The organism is Rathayibacter sp. VKM Ac-2856, from assembly GCF_013205055.1.
GTDB lineage: Bacteria > Actinomycetota > Actinomycetes > Actinomycetales > Microbacteriaceae > Rathayibacter.
In genome coordinates this window covers 765,329-781,390 of record NZ_JABMLF010000002.1, presented here as the reverse complement: position 1 = coordinate 781,390, position 16,062 = coordinate 765,329, and the positions used below count along the sequence as shown (strand labels likewise).

The following is a 16,062-nucleotide window of genomic DNA, read 5'->3' as shown; positions in this document are numbered from 1 at the left end:
CCGACGACGTCGATGACTCCGTGGACTCCGACGACGTCGATGACTCCGTGGACTCCGACGACGTCGATGACTCCGTGGACTCCGACGACGTCGATGACTCCGTGAAGTCCGACGATTCCGACGATTCCGATGACTCCGATGACTCCGGCAACTCGGATGACGTCGAGGACGACCTGCTCGACCCCGTGGACACCGAGCTCGCCGAGCAGGACGCGCCGGAAGCGGACGCGCTGGAGACGGACGCGCTGGAGACGGACGCGCTGGAGACGGACGCGCTGGCGACCGACGCGGTGGAGACGGCCGCGGAGACGACGGCCGCTGACGCCGTCGAGCACCAGGCCGCGCTCGGCGACGGCGACGCGTCCGACGCCGACTTCGAGGAGGCTCTCGCGGGCGCCACCCCCGAGGCGCTCCCGGTGGAGGCGGCCGGCGACGAGCCGACGTCCTCCGACTCCGACAGCAGCACCACCGACCCCGAGGAGGACGGCGCCGATGTTCCGAAGCCCGAAGCCTGAGCCCACCCCGCTCGACGGGCGCGACTGCGTCCTCGCCGATCTCGACGGCGTCGTCTACAAGGGCGCCGACGCGATCCCGTTCGCCGTCGACAGCCTCAACCGCGCCGGTGAGACGCTGCGCGTCGGCTACATCACCAACAACGCGTCGCGCACCGACGTTTCGGTAGCCGGCCACCTCTCCGACCTCGGCCTCGCCGTGCGCCCGGAGGACGTCGTCACCTCACCGCAGGCGGCCGTCGTGCTGCTCGCCGACCTGATCCCGGCCGCCTCGACGGTGCTCGTCGTCGGCGGGGAGGGCCTCACCACCGAGGTCGAGCGCGCCGGCTTCACCGTCACTCGCAGCGCCGACGACTCGCCGGCCGCCGTCATCCAGGGCTTCGCCCCGACGGTCGGCTGGGCCGAGCTGGCCGAGGCGTCGTTCGCGCTGCACACGGGGATCCCGTGGGTCGCGACGAACACCGACTGGACGATCCCGGTCGCCCGCGGCATCGCTCCGGGCAACGGCACGCTCGTCTCCGCCGTGCACACCGCGGTCGGCCGCCTGCCCGTCGTCGCCGGCAAGCCGGAGCGGGCGATCTTCGACGCGGCCACCGCGCGCTTCGGCTCGACGAATCCGCTGTTCATCGGCGACCGGCTCGACACCGACATCGCCGGCGCGAACACCGCCTCGATGGAGAGCGCGCTCGTGCTCACCGGCATCGACCGGGCGAAGCAGCTGCTGGCCGCGGATCCGAAGCTGCGTCCGACCTACATCCTCGGCGACCTGCGCGAGCTGCACCTGCCCTACCCCGCGACGGTCGTCGCGCGGAACGGCACGCACTCGGTGCGCTCGGCGAAGGTGCGGCTCGACGGCGACTCCGTCGTGATCGTCGACGCGGGCAGCGACGAGACCGATCTCCTGCGCGCCGCCTGCTCGGTGATCTGGAGCTCGGGCCGCGCGATCTACGGTCTCGACGTGCCGGAGTCGCTCTACAGCTGACCGGGACCCGCCGGAGACCGGCGTCGCCCGACCCGGCGCCGCGGTCTTCGCGCTACGGCCGATCGCGTGACGCGGGCTCCTCCACACCCTCGAGTCGGAGGAGTCCGCCGAGGCGGCCGGCCAGTGCCACCGCGGCGATCGCGATCAGCGCGCCGTAGGCGAAGGTGGCGCTGAAGACGGCGCCGCCGCTCCCGACCAGCCCGGTCACCGCCGCGGCCAGCAGGCCGGTCAGTGCGAGCGAGACCGAGCCGCCGGTCGAGTCGGCGATCTGCAGCGCCGAGCTGTTGAAGCCCTCGCGGCCCGGCGCCGACAGCGCCAGCGTCAGCGTGCCCATCCGCGGGAACATGACGCCCATGCCGCCGCCGGCGAGGAACCAGCCGACGCCCGCGACGATCGGCGACAGCAGGAGGACGGTGGTCAGCAGCACCACGGCGATGCCGGCGAGCAGCAGCCCCGTGCCGAGCCGCATGGCGCCGCCGTGCGAGAGCCGGGTGCCCGGGCGGCCCTGCAGCTGCGAGCCGAGCGCCCACGAGACCGCTCCAGCCGTGAGCGTGACCCCGGCCAGCCACGGCGGGAGTCCGTACTGCTCGCTGAGCAGCAGCGGCAGGTAGACCTCGGTGCCGAAGAAGGCCGCCGCGACCAGTGCCCGCAGCAGCATCGTCGACGGCAGGACGCCGCGCGCCCGCAGCGTGCCGACGGGCAGCAGCGCGCGGACCGCGAGGATCACCACGACGATCGCGACTGCGGCGACCACGCCCGCCGCGTTCGGTGCGACCTCGGCGCTCGTGCTCAGCAGGACCACGGCCGCCGCCACCACGACGGCGCGCAGCACGCGGCCGATCGCGCCGCGGTCGAAGGGCCGCAGCTCGTGCGGCTCGAGCGCGCGGAGGGTCGGCGCGATGGCCGCACTGGCGAGGGCGACCAGCGCGACGACGCCGAGGAAGACCCAGTGCCAGCTCGCCAGCTCGGCGACGATCCCGGCCGCCAGCGGGCCGACGAGGGAGGGCACCACCCAGGCGGCGGCGAAGGCCCCGAAGATCCGCGGATGCAGGGCGGAGGGGAAGACCCGCGCGACGAGCACGTAGAGCGTGACCGTGATCCCGCCGCTGCCCAGGCCCTGCAGCAGGCGCGCGGCCACGAAGACCTCCATCGAGTTCGCCGTTCCGGCCGCGATCAGGCCGAGCGTGAACAGCAGGATCGCCGTGATCAGCGCGGGCGTCGGCCCGCGGCGATCGGCCGAGGAGCCGGCCGCGACCATGCCGACGACCGCAGCCGCGAGGGTGGCGGCGAAGGCGAGCGGGTAGAGCGCACGGCCGTCGAGGTCGGCGCTGATGATCGGCATGATCGTCGTGACCGCGAGCGATTCGAACGCGCAGAGGAACACGAGCGCCGTCGTGCCGACGGTGGTGAGGAGGAAGGGAGCCGAGGTGATGCCGCGGCGATCGACGGAACGCACTCCCGCCACACTACGCGGCGGTCGGGCCGCTCAGGCGCCGGCCGCTCAGGCGCCGGTCGCCGAGGCGCCAGGAGGCGATCAGCGGTAGACGGCCCAGTCGTCCTTCGTCAGCAGGGTGGGCGTCCCGTCGATGTCGACGAGCCAGCCCGCGTCGTCGCGCTCGAGGTAGCGCCCCTGCACGATCTCGGGCGCCCAGCCGCCGTCGCGGGAGGACACCCAGCGGACGAAGCGGACGGTGCCGCCGCGCCGGAAGAGGGTGCCGTTGTGGTCGCTCATGCCGTGATCCTCTTCGCACGCGGATCGGGAGCGCTCTCAGGCTCAGGCAGGACGTGCAGTCCGAGCCGTCCGTGCGAGCCCGCGGACAGCGCGCGCAGCCAGTGCGGATTGATCTCGTGCTGACCGGGGGCGTCGTACTCGTAGCGCGTGGCGATGGTGGGGTGCAGCCACAGCTCGGAGGGTCGCCCCTCGTCGTCCTCGGTGGTGAGCAGGAAGCCCTCGCCGCGGCGGAACCGCGCCGTGATGACGTTCTGCAGGTGCGCGAGGGTCCGGTCCTCGAACCGGTGCGCGCTCGGAGGTGCCCCGTACAGCAGGCGTCCCATCGTCGAATCTCCTCGGCGTCTCAGTCGCGCCCCGGCGGGCGCAGCCTTCCGAGCCTACGGGATTGGCTAAGTCGTTTAGCTAACCATGACGGCCGCGGTGCGTTTACCGGACAGCAACCACGGTCGGTCGAGAAGTGGTTGCATGGTCGGAGCGAGTTCCCGGCCGGGGCGCCTGCCACTCAGGAAGGCGCGACCCATGGACGATCGACCGGATCTGTTCGCTCTGCTGGCGAGACTGCGGACCGAGGAGCGCGGCTACGACGCGCGCGTGGAGCGCCGGCTCGGCATCGGCGCCACCGACCTCGCCGCGCTCCGGCTGATCGGGATCGGGGCAGGCCTGGGCGAGACCGTCCGGGCCGTCGATCTGGCCGGCGCCATCGGATTGACGACGGCGGCCGTCTCGATCCTGGTCGACCGGCTCTCCCGCGCGGGCTACGTCGACCGGGTGCTCGACCCGTCCGACGGGCGCGGCCGGATCCTCTGCCTGACCGAGCGCGCCGAGACGGCCCTCCGGGAGACGGACGAGCGGGTCTACGGCGAGGTCCGCACGCTCACCGACGGCATTCCGGACCGGGAGTCCGCGCGGCTCGCCGAGGTGCTCGAGGGGCTTTCGCGCATCTTCGAGGAGGGACCGCAGGAGCGGGAGCGGACGGCCTGACGCGCTCGCCGGCTCAGCGGGTCAGGCGCTCGATCAACTCGCGGTAGCGACCCGCGGTGCGGACGACGATCTCGTGCGGGAGCCGGGGCGCCTCGCCCTGGCCGTCCCAGTTGTCCGCGAGCCAGTCCCGGACGATCTGCTTGTCGAAGGACTGCCCGCGCACGCCCGCGTCGTACTCCACCGCGTCCCAGTAGCGCGAGGAGTCGCTCGTGAGCACCTCGTCGCCGAGCGTCACGATGCCTGTCGAGCGGTCGACGCCGAACTCGAACTTGGTGTCGGCGAGGATGACGCCGCTGCGCAGCGCGATCGCGGCCGCCTCGCGGTAGACGTGCAGGGAGAGGGTGCGCAGCGCCTCCGCCGCCTCCTCGCCGACGAGCTCGACGGTGCGCTCGAAGGAGATGTTCTCGTCGTGCTCGCCCTGCGGAGCCTTCCAGGCGGGAGTGTAGATCGGCTCGGGGAGGACGTCGCCGTCGGCCAGGCCCTCGGGGAGGGGGATGCCGCAGACGGCGCCGGTCGAGAGGTACTCCTTGTACCCGCTGCCCGAGAGGTAGCCGCGGACGACGCACTCGATCGGGAACATGTCGAGCGTCCGCACGAGCATGGCGCGGCCCCGCACCGGCTCCGGGATCTCGCCCACGACCAGGTGGTTGGGCACGTCGGCCAGCTGGCCGAACCACCACAGCGACAGCTCCGTCAGCAGCTCGCCCTTGCCGGGGATGCCGGGCTCGAGGACGGTGTCGAAGGCGCTGACCCGGTCGCTCGCGACGACGAGCATGCGGTCGGCGCCGAGCACCGGGTCCGAGTCGTCGGGCGTGTAGAGATCGCGCACCTTGCCCGAGTAGGCGTGCTGCCAGCCGGGCAGGGGTGCGGTGGTGTCGAAGGCCGGGGAGTCGTCGCGGGTCACCCGGCCATTCTCCCGGACACGGGCGCGGCGGTAATCCCTCTCTCGGATGCTCCTGGTCAGAGGGTCCACGACCGGGAGCCCGGCGATCGAACCTGAATGCAGCCTGGGCATCCGCTCTGTCGCGCGCATCCGGCGCTGTCAAGCACGCGCGCGGGCGAGATGCACGCGCCTAGCGTCGAAGGCATGACTTCCGACACGACGAACGACCAGTACACGTTCCAGGACCCCACGACGATGTTCGCCGACATCGACACCGAGGAGCAGTACCAGGAGGGCTCCGGCCTGGACTCGAAGATGGACGACCTCGCCGACCGCGGCGAGTCGACCTACCGCGGCTCCGGTCGCCTCGAGGGCCGCAAGGCGCTCATCACCGGCGGCGACTCGGGCATCGGCGCGGCCGTCGCCATCGCCTACGCCCGCGAGGGCGCCGACGTCGCGATCGTCTACCTGCCCGAGGAGGAGTCCGACGCGAAGAAGGTCGTCGCCCTCATCGAGGAGGCGGGCCGCACCGCCGTCGCCATCCCCGGCGACATCACCGACCACGACTTCGCCGTCGGCGCCGTCGCGACGGCGGTCGAGGGCCTCGGCGGACTCGACATCCTCGTCAACAACGCGGGCAAGCAGCAGTCGGTCGAGGACTTCCTCGACATCTCCGACGAGCAGTTCGACGAGACCTTCAAGACCAACGTCTACGCGATGTTCTGGATGACGAAGGCGGCCGTGCCGCACCTCGCCCCCGGCTCCGCGATCATCAGCACCTCGTCGATCCAGGCCTACCAGCCGTCGCCGACGCTGGTCGACTACGCCTCCACCAAGGCCACGATCAACACGTTCTCGAAGGCGCTCTCGCAGCAGCTCGCGCCCAAGGGGATCCGCGTGAACGTCGTCGCGCCGGGTCCGATCTGGACCCCGCTGCAGACCGCCGGCGGACAGCCGCCGGAGAAGCTGCCCGAGGTCGGCTCGCAGACGCCGCTCGGCCGCTGGGGTCAGCCCGCGGAGCTCGCTCCGGCCTACGTGTTCCTCGCCTCGCCCGAGTCGAGCTACGTCGTCGGCGAGACCCTGCACGTGAACGGCGGCATGCCCACGCCGTAACACTCGGCGGCACGAACGGGCCCAGGCGGCGCTCGGAGACCTCGGTCCCGGGCGCCACCTGGGTCTTCGCATTTAGTTGTCGTAACAATGGGTCCGGAGAAGGCGAACTGCGCAAGGCTTTCTCCATGACCGATTCCCTGCCGATCCTCGACCTGTCCCGCCTCGACCAGGGGGAGGAGGAGGCCGCCGCGTTCCGCCGCGACCTCCGCGAGACCACGCACGACGTGGGCTTCTTCTACCTCGTCGGCCACGGCGTCCCGCAGGACCTCCTCGACGACGTCGTCGCCGTCTCCCGCCGCTTCTTCGACCTGTCCGAGGAGGAGAAGCTGGCGATCGAGAACACCGCCAGCCCGCAGTTCCGCGGCTACACCCGGTTCGGCGCCGAGCTGACCAACGGCGACGTCGACTACCGCGAGCAGGTCGACATCGGGATCGACCGCGACGTCGTCCCGGCCGGCCCCGACGTGCCCGACTACCAGCGCCTCGAAGGGCCGAACCTCTGGCCCGAGTCGCTGCCCGAGTTCCGCGCCGTCTTCGAGCGCTGGCACGAGGAGCTCGCCGCGGTGGCGATCCGCCTGCTGCGCACCTGGGCGGTCGCGCTCGACGCTCCCGCCGACGTGTTCGACGAGGCCTTCGCCGAGAAGCCGTTCTCGCTCGTCAAGGTCGTCCGCTACCCCGGCACCTCCGACCCCGAGCCCAAGCAGGGCGTCGGCGCGCACCGCGACGGCGGCGTGCTGACGCTGCTGCTGGTCGAGCCCGGCAAGGGCGGGCTTCAGGTCGAGCACGACGGCTCGTGGATCGAGGCGCCGGCGCTGCCCGGGGCGTTCGTCGTGAACATCGGCGAGATGCTGGAGCTGGCCACGGGCGGCTACCTCAAGGCGACGCTGCACCGCGTGATCTCGCCGCTGATCGGCACCGACCGGATCTCGATCCCGTTCTTCTTCAACCCCTCGCTCGACTCGACGATGCCCTCGCTGCCGCTGCCCGAGGAGCTCAAGTCCGGACTCTCGGTCGACCCGACCAACAGCCCGATCCTCGAGACCTACGGCGAGAACGCCCTGCGCTACCGCCTGCGCGCCCACCCCAACGTGGCGGCCGTGCACCACGCGGACCTGCTCGCCCCGACGAGCTGACGCGCGCGCCCGCCCCTCCATCCCCCGCCGCGAGATGCCACTTGTGCACGCGACACGCCGACAGAAGCGTGCACAAGTGGCATCTCGCGGTGAGGGGAGAGGGGCGGGCGTGGGGTTACTCGATGAGGTTGGCGGTGGGGAGGGAGTGCGTTCCCAGGTGGAGGGAGCGCGTCGCCAGGGTCCAGCTGATGCGGGGGCGGAAGACGGCGAGTCCGGTGAAGGACACGGACTTCATCTTCTTCAGCGCGGTGCTCGCTTTCGCCTTCAGGGCGGAGACCTGCTGGGCGGAGTGCGCGGAGGCCGCCGGCGGCGGACCGACCTCCCACATCTCGACGGCGCCGGGCTGCGGAGGGGGAGTGTCGGCCGGGAGCTCGGTGACACGTCCCGCCGGTCGGGTGGCCTTGTACTCCACGGAGAGGGGCACGGCGACGGAGGCGTTGGAGGTCAGGAAGCTGGTGAGCCGGCGGTCCTCCGCCTCGATCGCGCTCTCGACCCCCTCGATGAGATCGGACCCGACGTGGCAGCCCGTGATCGGGTCCTGCTCCGCGACGACCGCGAAGACGACGCCGCCGGCGCAGCCGAGCAGCGCGGACGAGACGTCGAGGGCGAGCCAGCGGTCCAGCGCCGACTTCTCGCGGGTGGCGATCTCGACGATGTAGCTGCCCTCGACGGTCGCCTTCCCGGCGACGTCGATCCGGTGCGGGGCCGGCATCCGCTTGCCGGCGAACGTGTCGAGCATCTTCGTGCCGTCGATCTTGCCGTCGGCGGCCAGTGAGAACTCCTTGAAGTAGATCGAGTGGCCGGGCAGGAAGCGCCACGCGTCGGGCTCTCCGGGCTTCGGCTGGAAGTAGAGCCGGACGCCGTGCTTGCGCACGATCGCCGGGGAGAGGTTGACCCCTGCGCTCGCGAGCCGGCTGTCCCGCACCCTCGGCGCCCCCAGGAGCGAGTAGTTGATCGAGTCGCGGAAGGAGAAGGCGATCGACATCGTGGGGACGTTGCAGTCCTCCTTGGCGGCGAGCTGCCGGACCTCGCACGTCCCGTTCGGCGAGGTGATCCACGGATTGCCGTTCCTGGTCATCGACGGAGCACCGACCGACATCTCCAGGTCGAACTCGTCGCTGACCCCCGGGTACTCGGAGGAGAGCTCGATCCCCGCTCGCAGGAGGAAGCTGAACCGGCCCTTCCCGGAGATGTGCGAGTTGAGGGAGCTGTAGGAGTTCCAGCCCTCCAGATGCGCCGTCGAGCCGCCGGAGAACCGGACCAGCGCCGTGCTCTCCTGGTCGTGAGCCGGAAGCTCCGCGACCGCGGCCCCGAAGCCGGGATCGGTCGCCGGAGTGCTCAGCATCACGGCGTCGCGGAAGCGCGCACCGGCGTCGCCCGGCACCTCGCAGTACTTCACCTCGACGTCGAAGATCTGGCAGCGCCACCAGTTCAGCGAGTGGCCGAGCTCCTCGAGGTAGTACTTGGCGAACTCCGGGTTCGCGGACCCGTCGGTGAGGCTGGTGCGATCCTTGTTCAGCAGGATCACGCTCTGATCGTCGTCGTAGACGAAGGCGGCGGGCCGATCGCCCAGGGTGTCGGAGGCGACCCACATCGGGCTGATCTGCTCGAGATAGGCGGAATCCGTCACGACCTTCAGCAGCTCCGCCGTGATGAGCCGCGCCTCCGCGCCCGTCCAGGCGGGGTTCTTCCGCGCGACCTGCTCGTAGTCCGTGCCGAACGCGTGCGTGAACACCGCCTCCACCCCGCGCTCGAAGGCGACCTGCCCTGCCGCGAGGCGCAGATCGGCGCTGGTGGCGCTGAGCACGGGCAACCGCTTCGTCCCGTCGATCCCGAGCTTGTCGTTGAGCGGCCCGCTCGCGAGGAGCCACTTCGACGTCGCGTCAGGAGTCATCCGGGGAGACCGAGCGAGGAGCTGCCCGAAGTCCTGGTACTGCGACTCCGGCGGCGCGTCGGACCCGGGTGCCTCACTCCAGAGGCCGCTCTCGCGGACGCCCTCCACCGCCTCGTCGCCGAGGTCCTTCGTGAAGTCGGCGGCGAGGTTCTCGAGCGTGGTGCCGAAGTCGTCCTGCCCGCCGATCTCGTGCAGCGCGTCCGAGAGGAATCTCAGCTCGCCGGACTTCAGCGCGGTCTCGGCGGAGAGCTCCAGCCCGCCCTCGATGGTCTCACCCACCGGGCCGAGCGCTCCGAGGAAGATGCGGCGGAGGTTGATGCCACTCGGGTTCTCCTCGTAGTCCTCGATGTGCCGGATCATCGGCCCGATCAGCGGGATCTTCTCCGCCTCCCCGACCACGCTGCGCTCGTGGAGCCACTGCCGCTGCAGCGCGAGGAACTCCTGCTCGTCGCTCTCGGCGGCGCGCCGGTACTCCTCCTCCGTCGCCTTCAACTCGGACAGCTCCTTGCTCTCGACCCGGAGCAGAGCCGCGAAGCCGGTGGGGTCCTCGCCCGCCCAGGTGCGGTGCAGCTCGTGCCAGTCCTCCGCCATCCGTGCCCGGAGTCCCGCCTGCGCCTCGCCGACCCGGGCGTCGCGCTCGTTCGTGACGGCGTCCCGCTCCGCCTCGAGCGTCTTCACGTCCTGTGCGGCGGCCGTGCAGAGACCGATGCTCACGAAGATGTTGAGGATCATCCACGCCGGATGGCACGCGGTCCTCCGCTCGGCGATCGCCCGATTCAGCCGCGGCGCGAACTCGGCGACCCGTGCGCTGAGCGCCGCCTCCGCTCCGACTCTCGCGTCGTTCGGCCCGAGGGAGAAGAGACGATCCATCCGCGCGTACTGGCGCTCGTGCGCTCGCTGCGCGATCCGGTGCCCGGAGTCGTTGAGAGCGGTGCGGAGCTGACCGCAGGCCAGCAGCAGGGGGGAGCCCGCCGGAGCGGAACTGCACCGGGCGGAGGACACGCGCCAGCGATCGGCGCCCGCCGCCGGATCGATGCCGGGCTCGCTCGTGAGGCATTCCGCTCCCGTCCCCGAGATGCAGACCAGCTCTCCGTCGAGGTCGCGGGCGTACCAGATCGGCACCCCGAGTGATCGGCCGTCCCTCCAGGTCATCTCGGCGGCGCCCGCCGCCCTGCACAGGGTCGCGAACACGGCCGGCACGGACGGCGGAGCGTCGTCCACCCGCGAGCAGGGGAGGAGAGCGGTCCGGCCCCTGGCGACGTCGGTGACGGCGGAGAGCGGCGCGGCCGTCAGCAGGTCGTACGCGGTCCCCGGCCCGCCCGGCTGCGTCGCCGACACCGGGAACGCGATGTACCGCTCGTCGACGATCGTGTAGACGGCGGCGGGGCGTCCGGCCTCCGGATCCGCGGGCAGGACTCGCAGCGCCTCCGTCGTGACGCCGGCGAGCGGATCGTCGAGCGGCGACGGGCCGGTCGTCGCGGCGTGCGCGGGCAGGGCGGTGCTGACGGCGAGAAGAGCCGCCAGGGCGATGGTCGGGAGGGTGCGGCGTCGAGGCATGCTGCTCCTGGGGGTGGGAGGTGCGGGATGCTCCGGGCGGCCGAGCCCGGTGCGGGCCGGCGGAGCGTCTCGCGCGGTCGAGTGCCACACCGTAGTGGGGGCGTGTTCCGCTCCTGTGTCCTTGCGCGTCATGCGGCACGGTGGCGCCGGATCGCTTATCGGCTGCCGGATCGACGCCCGCGAGCGAGGGATCGTGACGGTCGGCTGACGCGGGATGACCGGGCGCTGACCGGGCGCTGACGCGGCGCTGACGGGCGGGAGCGGAGGGTGGCGGGGCCGGCGACCGCCGCGCCGTCGCTCCTCTCCTCGTCAGGGATACCCATGTCGTCTCACCGCACCCGCTCGTTCCGCCGCCTCGGCGCCCTCCTCGCGCCGTCGGCCGCGCTGCTCCTGGCGCTCGCCGGATGCTCCGCCGCTGCCGCGCCGGTCGCGTCCCCGTCGGCCGGGTCCTCCACCGCCGCGGCCGGGGCTGCCTCGGAACAGGCTGCGGCGGACGGGCCGGGCGACGCCGAGATCCGGGCGCTGTTCGACCAGTGGAACGCGGCGCTCGCGACCGGGGACCCGGCGCAGGTGGACGCGCTCTACGCCGAGGACGCGGTGCTGCTGCCGACCGTGGCACCCGGGGTGCTCGACACGGCGGCCGAGCGGGTCGGCTACTTCGACGCGTTCTTGAAGAAGCGGCCCACGGGGAGGATCGACGAGGGCGTCGTTCGCGATCTCGGCGACGGCTACGCGTCGAGCACGGGCCTCTACACCTTCGATCTGGCGGCGACCGGGGAGGTCGTGCACGCCCGGTTCACCTTCGTCTACGAGGAGATCGACGGCGGGTGGCGGATCATCGAGCACCACTCGTCGAAGGAGCCCGTCGCGCCGTGACAGCCGAGCGCCCGGCCGCCGGACCGTGGCACAGTGAGTCGTGCTCATCTTGCTGGTGGAGGACGATCCCGCGATCGCCGACTGCGTGTCCGCGACGCTCGAGCGGTACGGCTACACCGTCGTCCGGGCGCGCAGCGGCAGGGAGGCTCTGGGCTCCGTCCGGGCGGACCTCGTCCTGCTCGATCTCGGGCTGCCCGACATGGACGGTCTCGACGTCTGCCGGACGCTCCGTCGCAGATCGGACGTGCCGATCATCGTCGTCACCGCGCGGAGCGACGAGGCCGACACCGTCGCCGCGCTGGAGGTGGGCGCCGACGACTGCGTGATCAAGCCGTTCGGCCTGCACGGCCTGATCGCGCGGATCCGCGCGGTGAGCAGGAGGACCGGTGCTGTCGCGGCGGAGTCGGCGACCGCCCTCCCTCCGCCGCCCCTGTCGCTCGGCCGGGTCGTCGTCGATCCCGCGTCGCATCGCGTGCATCTCGACGGCGCGGAGCTGCCTCTGACGCCGAAGGAGTTCGATCTGCTGGTCGCGCTGGCCCGGCGCCCGGGCACGGTCCTCACCCGCGAGGCCCTCATCGACGAGGTCTGGGACTGCAACTGGTTCGGCTCCACCCGCACCCTCGACGTGCACGTCTTCGCCCTCCGCCGCAAGCTCGGCGACGCGGCGACGATCACGACCCTCCGCGGCATCGGCTTCCGCCTGGAGCGCCCCTGACCACCCGCCCTGTCTCCCCCGACGCGAGATGCCACTTGTGCACGCCTTTCACGGCGTGTCGTGTGCACAAGTGGCATCTCGCGGAGGGGGAGCAGGGTCAGCAGGTGGCCGCCGGGTGGGGGAGGGTGGCGGAGAAGGCGGGCTGGCCCGGGGAGGTGCCGGTGACCGTGACGGTGCCGGCGGGGGTCGACTTCAGGCGCGTGGTGAACGCGGCCGAGGCCGAGGACCCGGGGGCGACCGCGGCGAACGACTTCGTGCCGTAGGCCGAGGCGACGGTGATGTCGGCGGCCGCGGTGTCGGTGTTCTTGACGGTCACCGTCAGCACGACCTTGCCGGCGATGCAGCGGGTCGAGACGGTGGGAGCGAGCTCGAGCGTGTCGAGCGGCAGCGCGGCCGAGGCCGAGGTGCGCACGAGCGCGTCGGCGTAGCCGTTGTAGGAGGCGGTGACGCCGCTCACTCCGGCCGGGACGACGGCGCTCGCCGAGCCGCCGGAGAGCGCGACGGTCGAGCTCCAGGTGCCGCCGGTGAAGGTGACGGTTCCGGCGACGTCGCCCTTGTCGGCCGCCGCGACCGTCGCCGTGACCGTGCGGCCGTCGGCGGTGAGGGTCGTGGTGGAGTCGACGGCGCTGATGCCGGTCCAGTTCTTCATCGCGGTGAGGACGGTCTGCGGGACGCTCACGAACGCGCCGTGCCGCGGGCTGGCCGGGAGGCCGCCCTTGGTCGAGACGTTCCAGTCGGCCGACTTCGAGAGGCGGGCGGACTGCGAGCTGCCGGCGATGGCGGCTCCCGAGGTCACGAAGGCCTTGTAGCCGCCCTGGCCGTAGTTGTCGACGAGGAAGGCGTAGCCGTCGCCGTTCGCGGTGGTGTCGTTGGGGTCGCCCGCGTTCAGCTTGATGATCTCGGGACCCTCGCCGTCCTGGCCGGTCTCGAGCTTCGTCATGTTCGTGTCGGTCAGCTGCCAGGTCTTCGTCGGGTCGGCGTTCCAGTTCGAGGAGGTCGTCGGCGCGGTCAGCACCGTCGACTTCTCCAGGAAGATGTCCTTGCCGGCCTCGAGGACGCCGGCGGCGCCGCCCTCCTCGTTCTTGGTGAAGCGGTAGTAGGAGTCGCCGATCTTGGTGATCGTCGAGTCGATCCGCGCGTAGCCGGTGTCCTGCCAGGTGGCGGGCGGCTGGGTGAAGGTGCGGAAGTCGCGGGTGATCACCGAGAAGACCCGGGAGTAGAGCTTGTCGGTGTTGGTCTTCGTCGCGTCGGAGTAGAGGCGCGAGGAGAAGAACACGACGTAGGACTGCAGCGCGTCGTCCCAGTACGCCTCCGGCGCCCAGGTCATGCCCGCGGCCGGCTGGTTGACGGTGATGCCGGTGTCGGCGCCGTTGGTGCGGGTCCACTTCACCAGGTCGGTCGACTCCCAGACCTCGATCTTCAGGCTGCCCTTGGACTGGGCGTCGCCCCATCCGGTGCCGCAGGAGATGCAGAGGTCGGTGGCGACCATGTAGTACTTGTCGCCGTTGTGCGAGCGCAGGATGAACGGGTCGCGCAGACCCTTGGTGTCGGTCGTCGAGGTGATGACGGCCTGGCCGCCGTTGACCGGCGAGAAGGTGAAGAAGTCGTTGCCGGACGTCGCCGCCTGGTAGATCTTCTCGTCGCCGTCGGACTTGAAGTACGCCGAGGCGTAGCCGGCGTCGGGCGCGGTGCGGCCGAGCTCGGCGACCGTCAGGGTGAAGGAGCGCGTCTCGGTGACGCCGTTGAGCGTCGCCGTCGCGGTCAGGGTGACGGGCTTGTCGCCCGAGCCGTAGGCCGGCCGGGTGACGACGCCGCCGCCGCGGTAGGGGTCCGCAGCGCCGACCGCGGGGGCCGTGTAGGAGCCGCTGGTGGGCGTGACGAGCGCGGGGTCGGACGACGTCCAGGTGATGGCGCTGCCGTTCTTCGCGCCCGAGACCGCGAGCGGCAGGTTCTCGGTGGTGCGGGTCGCCAGCGTCAGCGCGTCGAGGTCGTCGTTGATGCTCGGGGCGAGCACGACGACGTCGAAGACGAGCACGGCGCCCTGGCTGGTCGTGGCGGTGAGGGTGACCGGGGTGTCCTGCGCGATCGCGCGGGAGACGACGCCGGTCGTGGAGACGACCGCGGTGTTCGAGGACGTCCAGGTGAGCGGGACGCCGCTGCTGGTGGCGGGGAGGGTGAGGTTCGACGAGACGGCGCTCAGCGAGGGGTTGCCGGCCAGGAGCACGGCCTGGACGTCGGGGCGCAGCAGGGCTGAGGTCGCGGAGGACTTCGCCGCGGCGGTGGGCATGCTGGCCGCGACCTGGTCCGCGGTGAGCGCGGTGTCCCAGAACTTGACGTCGGTGACGTCGGCGGTGAGCAGCGGGTCGCCGGTGTAGAGCGAGCGGCCGAGGTAGCCGAGCGTCCCGGTCGAGGGGACGATGCTCGCCATCGACTTGGCCGTGGTGACCGTCGAGATCTGCGCGCCGTCGCGGTAGAGGGTGAGCGTGGTGCTCGAGCCGGTGCCGGTGCCGACGAGGGTGAGCGTCGTGAATCCCGGGTTCAGTGTGCCGCCGAAGGGCATCCGGGTCTCGCCGTTGCCGCTGTCCTTCACGCGGATGCCGGCGAGGACCTGGCCGCTGGGGGCGCCGTCGGGGTTCCGCGGGTTGACGAAGACGTGGTTGCCGAGCTGGGTCGTGTTCCACGGGCCGATGCCGTTGCCGACGACCCAGCCGAACTGGTTCGCCGTGGTCTGCGTCTTCACCGTGTACTCGACGGCGAACGCGTTGTCGGCGCCGGAGACGAGGCCCTGGGGGAGGCTCGCGTAGCCGTCGGCCTTGAAGCGGGCCACCTGGTCGCCGCCGGCGTCCACGAAGGAGGCGTCGGTGAGGCCGGTCAGCGCAGCGTTGCGGCCGTTGCCGGAGATGTCGAGCAGGGCGGAGCCGGCGTGCGACATGTCGTAGTGCGCGGTGGGCGCGGGGACGTCGGCGGCCTGGGCCGTGACGGGGACGAGGGCGCCTCCGAGGGCGACGCTCGTGCACGCGAGTGCGGAGAGGAAGAAGGACCGGGCACGGCGCCGGGGCGCGGTGGCAGGGGGCTCCGGGGAGCGTCGTCTCATCGTCGAGACCTTTCCGAGTAGGGGAGGATCGGACGGCCGAAGGGCGGCCGCCGGGGTGGTGTTCACGCTAACATGCGCGCACTGCCGCGGCTAGGGCCGGACGGTGCGGACTCCGCGGCGCGGGCGGGCCGGCGCGCAACCCCCCCTGTGCGGCGGCGGCGGTGGGGCGTACCGTGAGCGGACCGCATCCTGGTCCCCGGTGTCGGAACCTCGCCCATCCGTCGAGATCACCTGGGGACCCTGCGATGAAGACTCTGACCTATGCCGGCGGCGCGCTCGTCCTCGAGGACGAGGCCGCCGACGCCGTCGTCCGCTACTCGCTCGCGCTGGCCGACCGCGGCCGCATGGCCACGGTGACCCTCACGGACGAGGCGTCGGCGGAGGTGCCCGCGGAGGTGGTGCTGACGGTCGGCCTCGGCGTCGCGCTGATGGTCCGCGGTGCTCGCTCCGCCGCCGGTGCCGACTCGGCGCCCGCTCTGCTGGAGAGGCTCGACGCGCTCGAGCGGCCCCTCGCGGTCGGCGCCACGGACGTCGACCCCCGGCCGCTGTGGGACGACCTCGGCGACTACGGCCTCTGAGCCGACGCCGCG

Annotated in this window: 13 protein-coding genes and 1 pseudogene; 8 read left to right on the top strand and 6 right to left on the bottom strand. The window is 71.9% G+C overall.

Features of this window, described 5'->3' with window-relative positions:
- Positions 1-515 (top strand): annotated as a pseudogene (locus tag HQQ82_RS10490) (hypothetical protein); the annotation flags it as partial.
- Complete coding sequence (locus tag HQQ82_RS10485) at positions 493-1,494, top strand: HAD-IIA family hydrolase (protein WP_173232941.1); 1,002 nt, start codon at positions 493-495, stop codon at positions 1,492-1,494. The pseudogene HQQ82_RS10490 and the gene HQQ82_RS10485, both read left to right, overlap by 23 nt.
- Before the next feature lie 52 nt (positions 1,495-1,546).
- Here HQQ82_RS10485 and HQQ82_RS10480 read toward each other — a convergent pair whose 3' ends face one another.
- The 3 genes from HQQ82_RS10480 to HQQ82_RS10470 form a co-directional block, all read right to left on the bottom strand.
- Positions 1,547-2,950: an MFS transporter gene (locus tag HQQ82_RS10480; protein WP_367947909.1), complete on the bottom strand. Its 1,404-nt coding sequence runs from the start codon at positions 2,948-2,950 to the stop codon at positions 1,547-1,549.
- Between the two features lie 78 nt (positions 2,951-3,028).
- Positions 3,029-3,226 carry a hypothetical protein gene (locus tag HQQ82_RS10475; protein ID WP_173232940.1) on the bottom strand — a complete coding sequence of 66 codons (198 nt, stop codon included), beginning with the start codon at positions 3,224-3,226 and terminating at the stop codon, positions 3,029-3,031.
- On the bottom strand, positions 3,223-3,549 hold the full coding sequence (locus HQQ82_RS10470; RefSeq protein WP_173232939.1) for a hypothetical protein: 327 nt from the start codon (positions 3,547-3,549) through the stop codon (positions 3,223-3,225). The genes HQQ82_RS10475 and HQQ82_RS10470 overlap by 4 nt, the downstream gene beginning before the upstream one ends.
- 196 nt (positions 3,550-3,745) lie before the next feature.
- On the opposite strand from HQQ82_RS10470, the gene HQQ82_RS10465 reads away from it, so the two are divergent.
- Positions 3,746-4,207, top strand: coding sequence for a MarR family winged helix-turn-helix transcriptional regulator (locus HQQ82_RS10465; protein WP_173232938.1), 462 nt, complete (start codon positions 3,746-3,748; stop codon positions 4,205-4,207).
- A gap of 13 nt (positions 4,208-4,220) precedes the next feature.
- Here the strand turns inward: HQQ82_RS10465 and HQQ82_RS10460 are convergent, their stop codons facing one another.
- Positions 4,221-5,111 carry a phosphoribosylaminoimidazolesuccinocarboxamide synthase gene (locus HQQ82_RS10460; protein WP_367947908.1) on the bottom strand — a complete coding sequence of 297 codons (891 nt, stop codon included), beginning with the start codon at positions 5,109-5,111 and terminating at the stop codon, positions 4,221-4,223.
- A 183-nt stretch (positions 5,112-5,294) separates the two neighbouring features.
- On the opposite strand from HQQ82_RS10460, the gene HQQ82_RS10455 reads away from it, so the two are divergent.
- Together HQQ82_RS10455 and HQQ82_RS10450 are read left to right on the top strand one after the other, a co-directional pair.
- A complete protein-coding gene (locus tag HQQ82_RS10455) occupies positions 5,295-6,203 on the top strand; it encodes a glucose 1-dehydrogenase (protein ID WP_173232936.1) in 909 nt (302 codons plus the stop codon).
- A 125-nt stretch (positions 6,204-6,328) separates the two neighbouring features.
- Entirely contained in the window at positions 6,329-7,336 is a 1,008-nt protein-coding gene (locus tag HQQ82_RS10450; protein WP_173232935.1) for an isopenicillin N synthase family oxygenase, read from the top strand.
- Between the two features lie 115 nt (positions 7,337-7,451).
- On the opposite strand, the gene HQQ82_RS10445 is transcribed toward HQQ82_RS10450, so the two are convergent.
- Positions 7,452-10,787 carry a hypothetical protein gene (locus tag HQQ82_RS10445; RefSeq protein ID WP_173232934.1) on the bottom strand — a complete coding sequence of 1,112 codons (3,336 nt, stop codon included), beginning with the start codon at positions 10,785-10,787 and terminating at the stop codon, positions 7,452-7,454.
- 321 nt (positions 10,788-11,108) lie between these two features.
- Between HQQ82_RS10445 and HQQ82_RS10440 the strand changes: the two genes are divergently transcribed.
- Both HQQ82_RS10440 and HQQ82_RS10435 read left to right on the top strand, forming a co-directional pair.
- Positions 11,109-11,663, top strand: coding sequence for an SgcJ/EcaC family oxidoreductase (locus tag HQQ82_RS10440; protein WP_173232933.1), 555 nt, complete (start codon positions 11,109-11,111; stop codon positions 11,661-11,663).
- A gap of 40 nt (positions 11,664-11,703) precedes the next feature.
- The gene (locus HQQ82_RS10435; RefSeq protein WP_173232932.1) at positions 11,704-12,378 is read left to right on the top strand and encodes a response regulator transcription factor; all 675 of its coding nucleotides are present in this window, start codon (positions 11,704-11,706) and stop codon (positions 12,376-12,378) included.
- Positions 12,379-12,475: 97 nt separating this feature from the next.
- On the opposite strand, the gene HQQ82_RS10430 is transcribed toward HQQ82_RS10435, so the two are convergent.
- Positions 12,476-15,472, bottom strand: a complete 2,997-nt coding sequence (locus HQQ82_RS10430; protein WP_173232931.1) for a glycoside hydrolase family 43 protein — start codon at positions 15,470-15,472, stop codon at positions 12,476-12,478.
- A gap of 245 nt (positions 15,473-15,717) precedes the next feature.
- Here HQQ82_RS10430 and HQQ82_RS10425 point away from each other — a divergent pair, with 245 nt between their 5' ends.
- Positions 15,718-16,050, top strand: a complete 333-nt coding sequence (locus HQQ82_RS10425) for a hypothetical protein (protein ID WP_173232930.1) — start codon at positions 15,718-15,720, stop codon at positions 16,048-16,050.
- Positions 16,051-16,062: the final 12 nt, after the last annotated feature.